Source organism: Streptomyces roseochromogenus subsp. oscitans DS 12.976 (assembly GCF_000497445.1).
Lineage (GTDB): Bacteria > Actinomycetota > Actinomycetes > Streptomycetales > Streptomycetaceae > Streptomyces > Streptomyces oscitans.
On sequence record NZ_CM002285.1, the window covers coordinates 6921018 to 6937335 of the forward strand.

Below are 16318 nucleotides of genomic sequence, written 5' to 3' on the forward strand. Positions count from 1 at the left end.
TCCTCAACTCCCTTCCTCTGCCAGGATCTTCAACGTGCGGCGGATCGCCTCGGCCTGGGCGGGCGCGAAGTCGGCGTAGAGGGCACGGAGTACGGCGTGGTCGCCGTCGAGCGGTTCGGTGGACACCAGGTCCGGCGGCACACAGCCGGCCAGGGCCCGTGCGGCCTCGGCCACGCGCGGGTCGTCCGGTGCGGCGTCCACGAGCGTGTCGAGCAGTGCGTACGCCTCCCGGGTCCGCGCCAGGACGTCCGGGTCGTCCAGGGCGCCGCGCAGCGCGGACACCATCCGCTCCCGGTCCTCGGGCGCCGCCCCGGTGTCGATCAGGGCGAGCACCTCGCGGTCCTTGGCGGCCATGGGGGAGTCGCTGCCGGGCAGCGCGGCGAGCAGCCCGGCCAACTGGGGCGAGACGGGCCCCTCGGCGGGCAGCTCCCCGGCGTCCAGCAGTGCCCGCAGCCGCTGTCGGCGGTCCCGGATCGCGGCCTCCTGCCGGGCCAGGTCCTCGTCGAGTTCGGTGAGCACCTCGACGAGGTCCTTCCCGGCGTCGTCGGCGAGCACGTCCCGCACCTCGGCGAGACCCAGTCCCAGCTCGGTCAGCCGCCGGATCCGGGCGAGGACGACGGCGTGCCGGAGGGTGTAGTGCCGGTAGCCGTTGGCCCGGCGCTCCGGTTCGGGCAGCAGGCCCAGGTGGTGGTAGTGCCGCACGGTGCGCGTCGTGACGCCGACGGCGGCGGCGAGTTCTCCGATCCGCATGGGACCAGTACAGACGTTGACGTCGCGGCAGGGTCAAGCGGCGGCGTGCGGCACGCCGAGCCAGCGCTCCGGGGCCTCCGGCAGCTCCTTGGCGTCCGTGTCCTCCGCGGTCCGGGCCTTCGCCCACGGCACGGTGGTCAACCTGAAGATCCACGGCCGCTTTCCCGGCGACCTTCCCGGTGACTTTCCCGGCGACGCCGGTCTGAACGCGGCATGGAACCGGGGCCCGAAGGCGTTGCATCCATAGCGGGACCCGGAAGGGGTGAGGCGGGATGGCGGAACAGGCGCTGTGGACGCGCGCCCGGCTGGGCCACGAAGGCCCCCCGCTCGACCTCCTGACGGCGAACTTCCGCCGGCACACCTACGCCCCGCACGCCCACGACGAGTACACGATCGGCGTCTGCGTCGGCGGCAGCGAGGTCATCGACTACCGGGGCGGCCACATTCGCACCGGCCCCGGCACCATCGTCGTCCTCGACCCCGGAGAGATGCACACCGGCGGCCCCGGCAACGCCACCGACGGCTACGCCTACCGCGCCCTGTACGCCGGGCCGTCGCTGCTGGCCGACGGCACCCTCGGCGGCCTGCCGCACTTCCGCGAACCCCTCCTCGACGACCCCGAGCTGGCCGCCGCCCTTCGTCTCACCCACACGGAGCTCAGCGCCTGCCCCGACCCCCTCGAAGCCGAATCCCGCCTCCCCTGGCTGCTGACGGCCCTGGCCCGCCGCCACTCCACGGCCCGCCCCGCGTCCGACGTGATCCCCGGCGCCGGCGCGATCGCCCGGCTGGTCCGCGACCGCCTGGCCGACGACCTCACGGCACCGCCCCCGCTGGCCGGCCTCGCCGCCGACCTGGGCCTGTCCCGCTACCAGCTCCTGAGGGCCTTCCGTACGACCATGGGCATACCCCCGTACGCCTGGCTCGCCCAGTACCGGGTGAGCAGGGCCAGGGCACTGCTGGCGGCGGGCCTGCGCCCGGCGGAGGTGGCGACGCTGGTGGGATTCGCCGACCAGGCGCATCTGACCCGCTGGTTCCGCCGGGTGCTGGGGGTGACGCCGGCGGTGTACCGCAACAGCGTTCAAGACTCCCGGTGAGGTCTTGGCCGAAACTCACCGCATGACTGCACGTGGCTGGTTCCTGTTCTCCCTCATGGGAGTGGTCTGGGGCGTCCCCTATCTGATGATCAAAGTGGCGGTGGACGAGGTGTCCCCGCCGGTGGTCGTGTTCACGCGCTGCGCGCTGGGCGCGGTCCTGCTCCTCCCCTTTGCTCTGCGCCAGGGCGGCCTGCCCCGGACGATACGCACCCACTGGCGCCCCATGCTGGCCTTCGCGTGCCTGGAGATCCTGATCCCCTGGATGACGCTGACCGACGCCGAACGACACCTGTCCAGCTCGACGGCGGGCCTGCTGATCGCGGGCGTACCGATCGTGGGAGTGATCGTCGCCCGCCTCTTGGGCGACACGGAACACCTCGGAGCCCGCCGCCTGACCGGCCTCGCGCTTGGCCTGGGCGGTGTGACGGTCCTGACCCTTCCCCACCTGACCGGCGGCGACGCCCGCTCCCTGGCCGAGGTGTTCGTGACAGTGCTGGGCTATGCGACGGCCCCCGTCATCGCCGCCCGCCGCCTCAAGGAGGTCCCGTCTCTGCACCTGACCGCGGCGTGCCTGACCCTGGCGGCGGTGGTCTACGCCCCGCTGGCGGCCCTCGCCCACCCGACCTCCCTCCCCTCCCCTTCCGCCTTGGCGGCCCTGACCGGCCTGGGCGTGCTCTGCACGGCGGTGGCCTTCGTGGCTTTCCTGGAGCTGATCAAGGAGGCTGGCCCCACGCGGGCGACAGTGATCACGTACGTCAACCCTGCGGTGGCGGTGGCGGCGGGCGCGCTCTTCCTGAACGAGCGGCTGACTCCCACGGTCCTGGCGGCCTTCGCCCTGATCCTGGCGGGCTCGGTCCTGGCGACGGCGGCTGCCGGTCCTCGCCGCTCCAGGCGCCCGGTACCATGGTCGACACGGCAGACGAGCCGGGCGGACGGCCGCGTGGAGTCCCCCTAGGGGGCTTCCCGAGGAACGTCCGGGCTCCACAGGGCAGGGTGGTGGCTAACGGCCACCCGGGGTGACCCGCGGGACAGTGCCACAGAAAGCAAACCGCCCGGGGCTTCGGCCCCTGGTAAGGGTGAAACGGTGGTGTAAGAGACCACCAGTGCCCAGGGTGACCTGGGCAGCTAGGTAAACCCCACCCGGAGCAAGGTCAAAAGGGGCGCCGTGAAAAGCGCCCTGCGCGGACGCACGAGGGCTGCCCGCCCGAGTCCGCGGGTAGACCGCACGAGGCCGGTGGCAACACCGACCCTAGATGGATGGCCGTCGCCGAGGACTCCGCGAGGACCCTCGGAACAGAACCCGGCGTATAGCCCGACTCGTCTGCCTTTGGGGCTCTGACCAGGGGAAACTACCTGGTCAGAGCCCCAATGCGTCCGGCCGGAGTTCCCGCCTGTACCTGCGGTTTCCTGGGAGTTCCCGCGCGGTTGTGCACGGGGTGTGTATTGATCTTGCTGCGTCGGAGTGGCTGTCTCGCAGGAAACGTTGGCGGAGCGCACCGGGCGGCGTTACTTGGGCCGCCAAGAGACTCCAGCCTGAACCGTTGGACGGTTGCGTCTCAGCGGCAGGACAGTCCGTATCCCTGGAGCCGAGCGGTGTCGTGTGCCGGGTGACGGGTCATGGCTGTCGAGCCCTGGCGAGGTGTGGCAGGGCCCTGGGCGTCGTAGGGGAGTTCAGCGGCGCTGAGGAGCATGTCTGCGAACGTGATGGAGTTCCGCTTCAATGTGTAAGCCACGCATTACCGTGGATCCGGCGAATTAGCAAAACGCCAGGTCAGGCGGGGTCGGCCCGGATTCGGGTCGACCCCGTTCGTGTGCCCGTGGCTGGATTTTGGCTGGATGAACTGACGCTTCGTCACCTGTCGTCATCCGTCGTTCTCTGCACGCCGGCTGGATCGCGGCTGGACGCAGCTGAATCACGAGTCAGTTCGGAGGGGCGGCGCGTATGACCGCGTGGGCCGAGCGTTTCGGATGATCGCACCCTGGGGGCCGGGATGGGACGAACGGCCCTGTCATCGCCCGCACGGGCAGGTTGGCCGGACGTCATGGTGGTCCTGCGGCCGCGCCTGGCCGCAGGTTCGAGTCTCGGGCGGGGGAAACAGAACATGGGAACAGGAAAATCGCCGGTCGGGGGCGGCCGGCTCGTGATCCAGACCGTTGTCCGGCTGAACCGGTAGGTTGTCAGCCGGTGGCGTTTCTCGTATCAGGACGCTCACTCCGACGCCCGAGCAAACGTCCGGATCAGGTGGGAGCCCGTACACCACTTCTCAGTTCAGTGGCACCGAAGGTGTCGAGCGGGCCACGTACGCCAATCCGTCGTACTCGCGCATGAGCACCGTTTGAGTCATGGAGAAAGCGGTACGTCACGCGTGGCACGCCGGCGCCGAAGGACCGCATGAACTGCGGGTTCTCCAGCCACTCGGCGACGGCGGGCTCGGTCCGGCCGGCGCGGAGGTCGATCAAGTGGTCCTCGGAGGTGACCGAGGCCAGTTGGGCCTCGACGGAGCGCGGACCCGCCGCACTGGTGGTGTGCTGCCGGGGCGGTCGTGTCGCGGAGTTTCCGGGGCGGGCGCGGAAGGCGCCCTCGCCGAACAGCAGGCCCGGGGCGTAGTACCCCTTGCCATAGTGGTCCCTGAGGTGCTGTCCCATGGCGGGAATGTTTCGGGCGTAACAGTCGGTGCAGACATGGCCGTTGTGGGCCCAGACAGCCACCTTCCCGGCGGACCCCTCCTCCAGGGAGATCACTGCGTGAGCCATGTGGCGGTCCCGGGCGGCCAGCGCGCACGTCTCCTCGCCGTCGCCGCGCGGTGGCCGGGAGGCCACGTCGGCTGCGGCCACGATCAGGCGCGCATGCCTGAGTGCTTGATCGTGGCCGCGTCCCCGATGTGCGAGGCAAGCCGGGGCCGCTCTTCCTGGAGGAATCGCTCCAGGTCACGTGCTTCGGCAAGGAACTGGGGCCCTGGGCCACGAGGGATCCTGTCCTGGCTTCCGCCAGTGTGCCGGCCACCGGTAAATGTCCGCCGGTCGCCGCCGAGAGCGCGTAGGCAGGGCTTGCACCGAGAAACAAGAGCCCGCCAACATAACACCCGCTATTTTTTACCTTTCTGTTTATTTTCTCCCCCGCTTTCGAATGGGCGGATCGATGTTCCTTGGCATGTATCAACATATAAAATAGCCGAGGTGGCTGACTAGGGGTCGACAAGAGGATGCCGACGGCATGGGATCTGAGGCTTATCGAACGGCTGGCCACTTCGATTGGTGAGCCCGTTTGAGTCTGTGAGGAAATCGCAGAGTCCGGGGCTTGGCAACAGCTCTCGGGGCAGGACGATGAGCAACTGCACAATTGGGGAGCCGGAGCGCAATGAGTCATTGTTTTCGCCGGCTTTGGCGATGGTGCCCGCGACGGTTCACTCGGCGCTCCTGTTGTAAGGGATGCGTCGCCAGGATTATTGAGGGTTCATGCGCAGGCTTGCAGACTTCCCGCCCCCGTGTAACAGCTATGCATTGGAAAACATTGTGTGCCTGTTGCGTGAAGACTTTGCCGCCCTCGTTAACTGAAGGGCAAGGGTGAAAAGGGTGAATTGGCGCAGTGGGCCCTGAATGATCACGTGTCGTTATTGGCTCGTTATCTTCACGATGCGTGATTGTGTGGAAGTCGCGTAAATCAAGCCACAGGCAGAGCTGGCGCCTGGAAATGGTTTGATGCAGGAAACCGGTGAACTTGCTTGACGAGGCCCAGAGTTGACTACTTCATGCCGGAGTGAGGAAGCGTAGTAATCGGCCAACTTTGGCCCGCTTGTTGTCTGCAGGGCCGTAAACCCTCATGATCTTGAACTTGCGCACAAACCGTGAGCCTTCTGCGCGTGATGTGAAAGTGGTGGGGGATGTTGACGTCTGTGTCCGCGCGGTTGCGCATGTTGGTGATCGCGCTCGTGCTGGCTGTGGTTGCCGGTGGCGGCTGGTTGATCAGAGTCTCTGCCAGCGATCCAGGCGACGACAGCAGCTACGCCTACCGAGGGCCGCAACCGGCCGCGCATCAGAAGGCTATCTCGCCTAAGCAGCGCCGTAAGGAGACTAAGGATCGGGCGAAGCCGACCAGGTCTCATGGGCTGCCGACGACGAAGAGCAAGCCGGCCACGGCTGCGCAGATCACTCTGCTGAAGCGCAACCAGCGGGAGATGCGCGTCGCCGGCCCCAAGCGTGCCGGTTCGCCTGCCCCTATCGTTGGGAGAGCACACCAGGCGTCCTTCACCTCTCGGACAACCGCTGCGGCAGCTACGTCCTACTCCAGTGGCGCCCTGTATCAGGTGACGACTGACCCCTTCGGCAATGCGGCTGCCCAGCAGGGTGGTTGGCTGATGGCGCTCGGCAATCACATCGGTGCTGCGGTTCCGGGGGAGCCGCTGCAGCTGTCGGCGGCGATCTGGCAGGCCGGTGGTGCGGATGGCGAGGTGCACCCGGTCAAGGTGCGCTGGAAACTGGACGCTTACAGCTGCCGTCTGAACCAGGATGACGACAAGTGGTTCGACTTCGGGCAGACGGTGCAGGCGCCGACGCTGAACACCGACAAGACGTTTCCGGTCGTCAACGCATCGATCACGGTGCCGACCACGGACTGCACCCAGCCGGTCCCGCGCTACTTCCTCTACGCCTGCACTACGGTCACCGACGATCCCGGGGCTACGGAGAGCTGCGGTTCGTACAACGCGTACGACATCGTGCCTCAGTTGCCGGACGGTGCCGCCTGCAGCGCCGTGTGCGGGGATGCGAGCGGGTCGGCCGGTACGACGGTGATGCGCGCAGATCCGGTGAACACGGCAACGGGTGCGTTCACGGAGTCCTTCACTGATGCTCAGGTCGACGCGCCGGGTGTGCCGTTCACGGTCGGGCGGGTCTACTCCTCGGACAACTCGTCCGTGGGCGCCTTGGGCAAGGGCTGGCAGCTTCCCTGGGAGACACGGCTGCAGTTCGACTCCAGCGGCAACGCCCTGCTCGTCGGCGAAGGCGGAAGCCGGCACCTCTATACGAAGGAGTCGGGCGGGACGTTCGACACTCCCGGTGAGGCCCGTTCCACCCTGGCTTCGGACGGCAGCGGTTACAAGCTGACCACGGCCAACCACTCGGCCTACGGCTTCAATGCTTCCGGACAGCTGACGGCGGTCAAGGACCGCACTGGTCGGGGCCTATCGCTGTCCTACACGGGCAGTCAGCCCACGACGATCTCGGATGGCGCTGGGCACGCGGCCGCCCTCACGTATTCGGGCGCCCGGCTGAACAAAGTGACGCTGGCGGAAGGCCGGAGCATCGTCTACAGCTACACCGGCGACCAGCTGACCGGAGTCACCTCACTGGACGGCAAGACGGACACCTACGGCTATGACGGCTCCGGGCGCCTGAACACGATCACGAACGCTCTCCACAAGACGGTCACCTTCAACGAGTACGACTCCCAGGGCCGCGTGTCCTCCCAGACGGACGCGCTCAACCACAAGACCCTCTTCAGCTACTCGAAGAACGGCGTCTTCGACCAGGTCGACACCACCGCCCCGGACCAGGGCGTCTGGACGGACATCTACTACAAGAACGTCCTGTTCACACAGATCGACCCGCTGGGCAACAAGAGCTACTACAGCTACGACAAGTTCTACAACCGCACCAGCGCGATCGACGCCGAGATCCGCGAGGTGAAGTGGACGTACGACAACGCGGGCAGGATGACCTCGCGGGTCAGCAACGCGTCGCGCGAGGACTGGACCTACGACGACAACGGCAACGTCGCCACGTACGAAGACGGTGAGTACAACACCACCGCCTTCGGCTACAACGACCTGAACCAGCTGACCACAGTCCAGGACCCGCTGCACAAAACGACGACATACGGCTACAACCCCACCACGCATCTGCTGGAGACAGTCACCACCCCGCGCGGCAAGACCACCCGATATGGCTACGACGCGGACGGCAATCTGACGTCGCTCACCACGCCGAAGGGCAACAAGACCACCTACACCTACGACGCGTCGGAGCGGGTGCACACGGTCGTCGACCCACGTGGCAATGTCAGCGGCGCCGACCCGACGAAGTACACGACCACCTACACCTACTACGACTCGGACCGCATCAAGACGGTCACCGACGCACGGAACCACACCACCTCCTACGGATACGACGATGCCGGCAACCTCCACACGGTCACCGATGCCCTGCAGCGCACCACCGTCTACGACCACGACGATGCAGGGCGGCTGAGCACGATCACGGACCCGGCCCAGAAGCAGACCGTCCTGGGATATGACCCGGCGGGACGCCTGAACAAGGAGACCAACCGCCGCGGAGCGACCGTCACCTACCAGTACGACAAGGCCGGCAACCAGATCCAGGTCGTCACCGCACGGGGCAACGACACCGGAGCCGACCCGACGAAGTACACCTGGGTGATCGGCTACGACAAGGTCGGCAACCGCAAGACCGTCACCGACCCGCTGAAGAAGACCACCGCCTTCTCCTGGGACGCGGACAACCGCCCGCTGTCAGTCACCGACCCGCTGAACCACACCCGCACCCTCACCTACGACCGCAACGGCAACCCCCTCACGACCAGCGACGGCCTCGGCCACGGCACGACTCTGACCTACGACGCCGACCATCGTCTGTCCTCGTCGAAGACCTGGGCCGGTTACGTCACCGCCTACGAGTACGACGACGACAGCCACCTGTCGGCAGAGACCTCCCCGGAGACCGAGCGCACGACCTACGGCTACGACGACGACGGCCACCTGCAGACCGTCGTCGACCCGCGCGGCAACGCCAGCGGCGCCGACCCGGCCAAGTACACCTGGACGTACGGCTACGACCCGGCCGGCAACCCGGCCTCGGTCACCGACCCGCTCGGTCACACGCACACCACTGGCTACGACGGCGTTAACAACGTCACCTCAGTGACTGACGCACGCAACAAGTCGACGCTCTATGAGTACGACGAACTCGACCGGCCGACGACGGTCACCGCGCCGGACACAGGGACGACCAAGTTCACCTACGACACCGCCGGATTCCTCTCCACCAGCACCGACGCCAACAGCCACACCACCACCTACGGGCACGGTGCCGAAGGCCAGCTGACGTCGGTCAAGAACCCGCTGGGCAGGACGGTCTCGTACGAGTACGACCTCGACGGCAACCGCACCAAGTACACCAACGCCCGCGCCCAGACGATCACCACCACCCTCGACGCCCGCAACCTGCCCACGAAGATCGTCTACTCCGACGGCACCCCGGCACAGTCGTACTCCTATGACGACGCCAGCCGCCTGACCGGCGTCACCGACGCCACCGGCAGCCGCACCCTCGCCTACGACGTCGGCAACAAGATCACCTCGATCACGTCCCCCGGCGCGGCCAAGCCGTTCAGCTACAGCTGGAACACCGACAACACCCTCAATTCACGCACGTACCCGGACGGCCGGACGACCAGCTACACCTACGACAAGGTCGGCCGGATCAAGACCCAGACGACCAACAGCAAGGCCGTCACCTACGGGTACGACAAGGCAGGCAACCTCACCTCGGTCGCCCTGCCCACCACCACGGCACGCAACGAGAACCGTACGTACGACACCGTCGGCCGGCTCACCACCCTGACCACGCCGACCCTCAAGAACACCTACACCTACGACGAGAACGACCGCCTGATCGGCGACAAGCCCGGAACCGGGTACCCCACCCGCTACGGCTACGACGACGCAGGCCGAATGACCCGCACCTGCACGGACGTCTCCGCCACCTCCTGCCTGACGGGAACAGCCGGCACCACCGACACCTACGACAAGGTCGGCAACCTCAAGACAGATACCACCTCCGGATCCACCACCACCTACGCCCACGACGCCGGCGACCAGCTGACCTCCACCACCAACGGCACGACCACCACCAGCTACACCTACGACGCCGACGGCAACCAGACCAAGGACAACGACGGCACCTACGCCTACGACCCAGCCAACCGGCTCAAGTCCGCCACCATCGGCAGCAACACCTACGCCTTCACCAACGACGCAGACGGCAATCGCACCGCCGTCAAGAAGAACAACACGCTCGTCGGCACCTCGACCTGGGACCTCAACAACCCCCTGCCCCAGACAGCCACCGACACAGGCGCCTCCGGCGCCCTGGTCGCCGACTACCACTACGACCCCGACGGCACGGCCCGCTCCATGGACCGCTCCGCCGGCACCTACTACTTCACACAGGACCGCCAGAACTCCGTAAGCGCCGTCTACGACGCCGCCGGCACCGACAACTACCACTACACCTACAGCGCCTGGGGAACACCCACAGGGAAAGCCACCATCACCGGCGGCGAGACCAGCCCCTACGGCTACACCGGCCAGTACAAAGACCAGTACCTCCCCGACCGACTCCAGCTCCGCGCCCGCTCCTACGACACCACCCAGCACCGCTTCACCACACAGGACCCGGCCGCAGCAGCCGCGGACAACCCCAACCAGTCCCCCTACAACTACGCCGACAACGACCCCACTGATCTCTCTGATCCCTCCGGTAACTGCCCGATGTGCATCGGCGCAGCCATCGGAGCAGTCGTCGGCGGAGGCGTCTACGCCCTCACTCACCAGGACGACTTCAGCTGGCGTGACTTCGCCGTCGCGACCACAGAGGGCGCCGTCACCGGAGCAGTCGGAGGCTTCCTCGCACCCGCCGGCACCAGCCTCGCCGCCCAGCTCGGGCTGCAGGGCGGACGAGCCCTCGCCGTCGCCACGGTTACCGACGCCACCATCGGCATGGGGCTGACGTGGGCGATCAACACCGCTCAATGCCAGTCGACCTCCGCCACCGACCTCCTCGTCGGAGCGCTCACGGGCGGACTGGGCAACCTGTTCAAACCAGCGTGGAACGCCTTCAGAGGCATTACTCTGGGAGAGCGCGCCAGTCTGGCTGGTGGTCGAGCCGGATGGTGGACGAAAGCTGCGGGAAGAACGCGAAACGGCGTCGACTACTACACCCCCGAAACACCCGGGCTCAAAGACGCCGTCAACCCCGGAGACGGTCAAATGAACTGCGCACTGTGCGCTATCTCCGCCGACGGAGCGCTGGCGGGACGGAGGCCGCCACAGGAGGTACCCGCCAACGGGGTACCCATCGAAGCTGGCCCCTTCGCAGACTTCATGGGGGGTACTTGGCGCCACCGAAACGGCTTGACTGGAGTTGTGGGCGATCTGAAGCGGTGGGGCCCCGGATCTCGTGCGATAATCTTGGGGCTACCGAAGAAGGGTAGTGAAATTGGTCACTACTTCAACGCCATCAATGATGGTGGTCGGGTAGCTTTCATTGACGCGCAACAAGGTGTCGCCTTTCATCTGGACAATTGGGACGGCTTCCTTGTGATGAGGACGGACAACCTGTGAAAGGAGTGACATGCTAAATCGAGCGGAAGGCCTGGAGTTGGCGCGCCGCTACCTGGACGAGCGTCAGGCCTCAATGGGCCCAGTCCGAATTGTCGAGGATAAAGTAGTCGTCACAGGCGATAAACTCATCGCTCAATATAACAGTGTCGCCTTCCTGGAAGGTGACACTAGCCGCCGACTCGGCGGAAACCTCCCTGTTCAGGTAGACCTTGCCACTGGGGAATGTCGATTCCTTACCCTTAGGGAAGCTTTGGGATACGCAAACGATGGGCGGGCAACATAGTTTCCGTAGCGGGCAGGCAACTGAGACTGGTGTAGGGGCGGTGGCGGTGAGCGCCTCGTACTCCCCGGCGCCGTGGAAGCGGTGGGCCTCTGCGAACGGCTCGCGGGCGTGCACCTCCAGCCGGACCGGGCGCTCCGGACCAGGACTCACCGGCCTGCCTCATGAACCGCCGGGGAAGCGGCGCGCCAGCCCAGCTCGGGGGCGATCAGGTGCCGTACGTCGTGCAGGATCTGTTCGTACTCCTCGCGATGGAACTCGTACGGCAGCTCCAGGCGCAGCTCGGACACCTGCGCGAGGACGGGATCGGCCGCCAGCCGTTCCAGGATCTGTTCCGCGGTGCCGACCACGTCCGGGGCGAACAGGAACCGCTTCGGGCCCAGCGCCGCCAGGGTCTGCGGCTTCAGGGTGCGCTCGTGCCGGCTGGCCGCGTAGTCCCGGTAGCGGACCCGGGTGGCCGCGTCGGCGCTGTCGAACGGCACGATCACCCGTCCCAGCGCCACCCGCGCCGTCGGCCGGTCGTCGCCCAGGGTGCGCCGGTACTCGGAGATCAGGTTCAGCTGGGCGGTGGTGAAGTCGTCGGTGCCCTCGCCGGAGACGATGTTGCCGGACAGCAGGTTGAGACTGTTCTCGGCGGCCCAGCGGACTGAGCGCAGGCTGCCTCCGCCATACCAGATCCGCTCCACCAGACCGGGGTTGTGCGGCTGTAGCCGCGGCCGCTGGATGTTGCCGGGCGAGTGGATCACCGTGTCCGGGCCGCCGAGGTAGTCGCCGCGCAGGTTGTCGACGAGGCGGGCGATCCTGCCGTACGACAGGTCGAAGCCGCGCCAGTCCCCGTCGTACACCAGGTCGCCGAGCAGTTCGGCGTGCGGCATGCCGGTGCTGAAGCCGACCTGGAGGCGGCCGCGGGAGAGTACGTCGGCCAGCGCGAGGTCCTCGGCCAGGCGGAACGGGCTCTCGTACCCGATGGGGATGACCGCGGTCCCCAGCTCGACCCGCTCGGTGCGCTGGCCGGCCGCGGCGAGGAACACCGCGGCGGAACCGACGCCGTGCTCGAGGTGGCGCTGGCGAATCCAGGCCCCGTCGTAGCCGAGCCGTTCGCCGTATTCGAACAGCTGGAGGGTCTCCTCCAGGCCCGTATAGGGGTCGTCGTCGGCGAAGTTGCCCGGGGTGAGGAAGGCCAACGAGGTGATGGTGGGAGTGCTCATGACGCTGGTCCTCGGCTCGTGGTGGTCTCGGGGGCGGGGGAGGGGACACGGCCGCCGGGGATCGCCGCGAGCAGTTCGCGGGTGTACTCGTGGCGAGGGCGGGTGAACAGTTCCTCCGGCGGGCCTGTCTCGACGACGCGGCCGGTCCGCATCACGGCGACCTGGTGCGCGATCTGCCGTACGACGGCCAGGTCGTGCGATATGAAGAGGTAGGCCACCCCCGTGCCGGCCTGCAACTCGGCAAGCAGCTCCAGGACTTGGGCCTGCACGGACACGTCGAGGGCGGAGACCGGCTCGTCGCACACCACCAGGTCGGGGGAGAGAGCGAGCGCGCGGGCGATCGCCACGCGCTGCCGCTGTCCGCCGGACAGCTCCGCCGGCCGGCGCTCCAGTGTGGCGGAGGGAAGCGCCACCCGGTCGAGCAGTTCGCGGGCCCGGGCGAGCCGCGAGGCGCGGTCGCCGACCTTGAAGGCGCGCAGCGGCTCGGTGATCACCTCGCCGATGGAGAAGCGCGGGTCGAGCGAGGCATACGGGTTCTGGTAGACGAGTTGGGCGCGGCGGCGCAGCTGCCTGGTCTGGGCGCCACGCGCGGTGGTGACGTCGGTGCCGTCGAAGAGGATCTGCCCCGCGGTCGCGTCGGCAAGGCGGAGCACCAGGCGGGCGGTGGTGGACTTGCCCGAGCCCGACTCACCGACCAGGGCGAGGGTCTGGCCCCGGTGGAGGGTGAGGCTGACGTCGTCGACGGCGCGCAGGGTGCGGGGCCCGTCCCCGGTGCGGGGCAGCCTGAACTCCTTGACCAGGTTGCGCACTTCTACCAGGGGCGCCGTCTGCGCCTCCGGGATGGAGACCGGGGTGCGGGGCCGGGCGGTGGTGAGGCTCGGGGCACTGGCCAGCAAGTGCCGGGTGTAGTCGTCCCGCGGGTCGGCCAGGATGTCACGGGTGGGGCCCGCCTCGACGACCTTGCCCTGGGACATCACCACCAGCCGCTGTGCCCGGTCGGCGGCGACCCCGAGGTCGTGGGTCACGAGCAGGACCGCGGTGCCCGACTCCTCGGTGAGGCACTGGAGATGGTCGAGGATGATCCGCTGCACGGTGACGTCGAGCGCGCTCGTCGGCTCGTCGGCGATGATCAGTTCGGGCTGCGCGGCGATGGCGATGGCGATCAGGGCGCGTTGCCGCATTCCGCCGGACAGTTCGTGCGGGTACTGCCGTGCGCGGGTGGCCGCGTCGGGCAGTCCGGCCCGGTCCAGGACGGCGACCGCCTCGGCGGGGGCCGAGCGGCGGGTCGCCAGACCGTGGATGCGCAGCACCTCGGCGACCTGGTCGCCGATCCGCTGGACCGGGTTGAGGGAGACGGTCGGGTCCTGGGGGACCAGTCCGATCCGTGCTCCGCGGACGGTGCGCAGTTCGGCTTCCGAGAGGGCGGCGAGATCGTGCCGGCCGAAGCGGACCGTACCCGCGTCGATACGGCCGTTCGTCGGCAGGAGCCGGGTGATGGCGTGCGCGGTCGTGCTCTTGCCGGAGCCGGACTCGCCGACCACCGCGGTCACCTGTCCCGGCCACACGTCGAGGTCGACGCCCCGGACCGCCGGGATCGTGCCGCCCCGGGTGCGGTACGACACAGACAGGCCGCGTAGCTCCAGCAGGGGTGTGGTCACGTCCTCACCGTTCTCACGTTCGTCGGTCATGGCTGCCGGGACCATTCGCCGTCCAGCGCGCGGGCGATGCGGTTGGCGGCCAGCACGGTCGCGGCGATCGCCAGACCGGGCAGTGCGGTCAGCCACCAGGCGTTGGCGAGGTAGTTGCGGCCGTCGGAGATCAACGTGCCCCACTCCGGGGCGGGCGGGGGAGCGCCGTAGCCGAGGAAGCTCAGGGCGGAGACGGCCAGGATGGAGGATCCGAAGTCGAGGGTGGCCAGGACGATCACCGGGCCTGCGGCATTGGGCAGCACATGTCGGCCGAGCACCGAGTACCAGCGGGCCCCGCTCGCGCGCGACGCCTCCACGAACACCGCCTGCCGCACGCGCAGTACCTCTGCGCGCGCCACTCGGGCGAACGCGGCGACGCTGGCGATGCCGACCGCGACGGCCACCCTCACCGTGCCGTAGCCCAGCGCGGTGACCAGGGCCAGGGACATGAACAGCGCGGGGATGGACAGCAGTACGTCGACGAAGCGCATCAGCACGTCGTCCACCCAGCGGCCCACGAACCCGGCGACCACCCCGAGCAGTCCGCCGACCACGAACGCCACCAGCACCGCGATCAGCGTGGCCTTCAGGGACAGCTGGGCGCCATGGACGACCCGCGAGAACACATCGCGGCCCAGCTCGTCGGTGCCGAACCAGTGACTTCCGCTCGGTCCGCGGAAGTTCTGCGACGGCACGCCCTTCAGCGGGTCCTGCGAGGTGAACAGGTCGGGCCAGAACGAGGCCAGCACCACCAGCACGAGGACGACGACCGACAGCAGCAGTCCCGGGCGGCGCACCGCGAAGCGCAGCAGCCGCCGTACATCCACGCGGCGTCCCGGCTCCGGACCCGACCCCGCCTCGACCGGGCGGGCGAGCCCCAGCGCCGCCTCGGCCGGGTCGTCGACAAGGCTCTGGCTCATGCGAGTGCCGCCCTTCTGCCTGAGGCCACCACGATCCGCGGGTCGAGGAGTGGATAGACCAGGTCGATGACGAGGTTCGTCGTCACGAAGATCAGCGCCCCGAAGGCCACCACCCCCTGGACCACCGGGATGTCCTGGGCGGTGACGGCCGCCGCGGTCACGCGCCCGAGGCCGTCGCGGGAGAACACCGTCTCGACGACCACCGAACCGGCGATCAGCTGCCCGACCAGCAGGCCGACGACCGTCAGCGCCGGCAGGGACGCATTGCGCAGGGCGTGCCGCAGATGCACCCGCCACCGGTCGGCACCCTTGGCCCGCGCGGTCTCCGCATACGCCTGGTCCAGTGCGGTGAGCAGGCTCTTGGCGAGCACCTGGGCGACCTGCGCGCCGGTCGGGACCGCCAGAGTCAGGGCCGGCAGGACCAGCCCCTTCAGGCCGTCGTTGCCGAACGCGGGGAACCAGTGCAGCCGGAAGGAGAACGTCTCGACGAGCAGCAGCCCCACCCAGAACGTCGGGACGGACACCCCCAGCGGCGGCAACGACAGCAGCAGCTGCCGCAGCCAGCGCCGAGCGGTGTAGGTCGCCAGCACCGCCAGACCACCGCCGAGCAGCACCGCCAACAGCAGGGCAGCACTGGTCAGTTGGAGGGTCTGCGGCAGCGCGTCGGCCAGCGTCGAGGTGACCGGACGGCCGGTGGCGACCGAGTCGCCGAAGTCTCCGCGCACCGCCCGCCCGAGGTAGTCGGCGTACTGCACCAGCACCGGCTTGTCGAAGCCGTACTCGTGCCGCAGCGCGGCCAGCCGGGCCGGGTCGACGTCCCCCGAGTCCATCCCGGCACCGGCCATCGCGGTGACCGGGTCACCAGGCAGCCAGTTCAGTACCAGGAACGACACCGTGTACGCCGCCCACAGCACCCCGACCGCCTGTGCCAGTCGCTTGATCACATAGCGGCGCATGCG

At 68.2% G+C, this 16318-nt stretch carries 8 protein-coding genes, 1 other RNA gene and 1 pseudogene; 4 read left to right on the top strand and 6 right to left on the bottom strand.

What is annotated here, in order from left to right; genetic code table 11:
• Positions 1-3 precede the first annotated feature (3 nt).
• Positions 4-750, bottom strand: coding sequence for a MerR family transcriptional regulator (locus M878_RS79645; protein WP_023551177.1), 747 nt, complete (start codon positions 748-750; stop codon positions 4-6).
• A 272-nt stretch (positions 751-1022) separates the two neighbouring features.
• On the opposite strand from M878_RS79645, the gene M878_RS79650 reads away from it, so the two are divergent.
• The 3 genes and pseudogenes from M878_RS79650 to rnpB all read left to right on the top strand — a co-directional run bounded on the left by M878_RS79650 (position 1023) and on the right by rnpB (position 3168).
• Positions 1023-1844: an AraC family transcriptional regulator gene (locus tag M878_RS79650; protein WP_023551179.1), complete on the top strand. Its 822-nt coding sequence runs from the start codon at positions 1023-1025 to the stop codon at positions 1842-1844.
• Positions 1845-1929: 85 nt separating this feature from the next.
• Positions 1930-2646, top strand: a pseudogene (locus M878_RS000000101955) (DMT family transporter); the annotation flags it as partial.
• A gap of 118 nt (positions 2647-2764) precedes the next feature.
• Positions 2765-3168, top strand: an RNA gene (gene rnpB / locus M878_RS92790) — RNase P RNA component class A.
• Between the two features lie 914 nt (positions 3169-4082).
• Here the strand turns inward: rnpB and M878_RS79660 are convergent.
• Positions 4083-4763, bottom strand: coding sequence for an erythromycin esterase family protein (locus M878_RS79660; protein WP_078630436.1), 681 nt, complete (start codon positions 4761-4763; stop codon positions 4083-4085).
• A 1385-nt stretch (positions 4764-6148) separates the two neighbouring features.
• Between M878_RS79660 and M878_RS000000101140 the strand changes: the two genes are divergently transcribed.
• On the top strand, positions 6149-11263 hold the full coding sequence (locus M878_RS000000101140) for a DUF6531 domain-containing protein (protein WP_158692809.1): 5115 nt from the start codon (positions 6149-6151) through the stop codon (positions 11261-11263).
• Positions 11264-11692: 429 nt separating this feature from the next.
• On the opposite strand, the gene M878_RS79675 is transcribed toward M878_RS000000101140, so the two are convergent.
• Genes M878_RS79675 through M878_RS79690 form a run of 4 tightly spaced genes read right to left on the bottom strand, consistent with a single transcriptional unit; the run spans position 11693 to position 16315 of the window.
• Positions 11693-12751 carry an LLM class flavin-dependent oxidoreductase gene (locus tag M878_RS79675; RefSeq protein WP_023551184.1) on the bottom strand — a complete coding sequence of 353 codons (1059 nt, stop codon included), beginning with the start codon at positions 12749-12751 and terminating at the stop codon, positions 11693-11695.
• Positions 12748-14439: a dipeptide ABC transporter ATP-binding protein gene (locus M878_RS79680; RefSeq protein ID WP_037730972.1), complete on the bottom strand. Its 1692-nt coding sequence runs from the start codon at positions 14437-14439 to the stop codon at positions 12748-12750. The genes M878_RS79675 and M878_RS79680 overlap by 4 nt, the downstream gene beginning before the upstream one ends.
• The gene (locus M878_RS79685) at positions 14436-15359 is read right to left on the bottom strand and encodes an ABC transporter permease (RefSeq protein WP_023551186.1); all 924 of its coding nucleotides are present in this window, start codon (positions 15357-15359) and stop codon (positions 14436-14438) included. Before M878_RS79685 ends, M878_RS79680 begins: the two co-directional genes overlap by 4 nt.
• A complete protein-coding gene (locus tag M878_RS79690) occupies positions 15356-16315 on the bottom strand; it encodes an ABC transporter permease (protein WP_023551187.1) in 960 nt (319 codons plus the stop codon). Before M878_RS79690 ends, M878_RS79685 begins: the two co-directional genes overlap by 4 nt.
• Positions 16316-16318 lie beyond the last annotated feature (3 nt).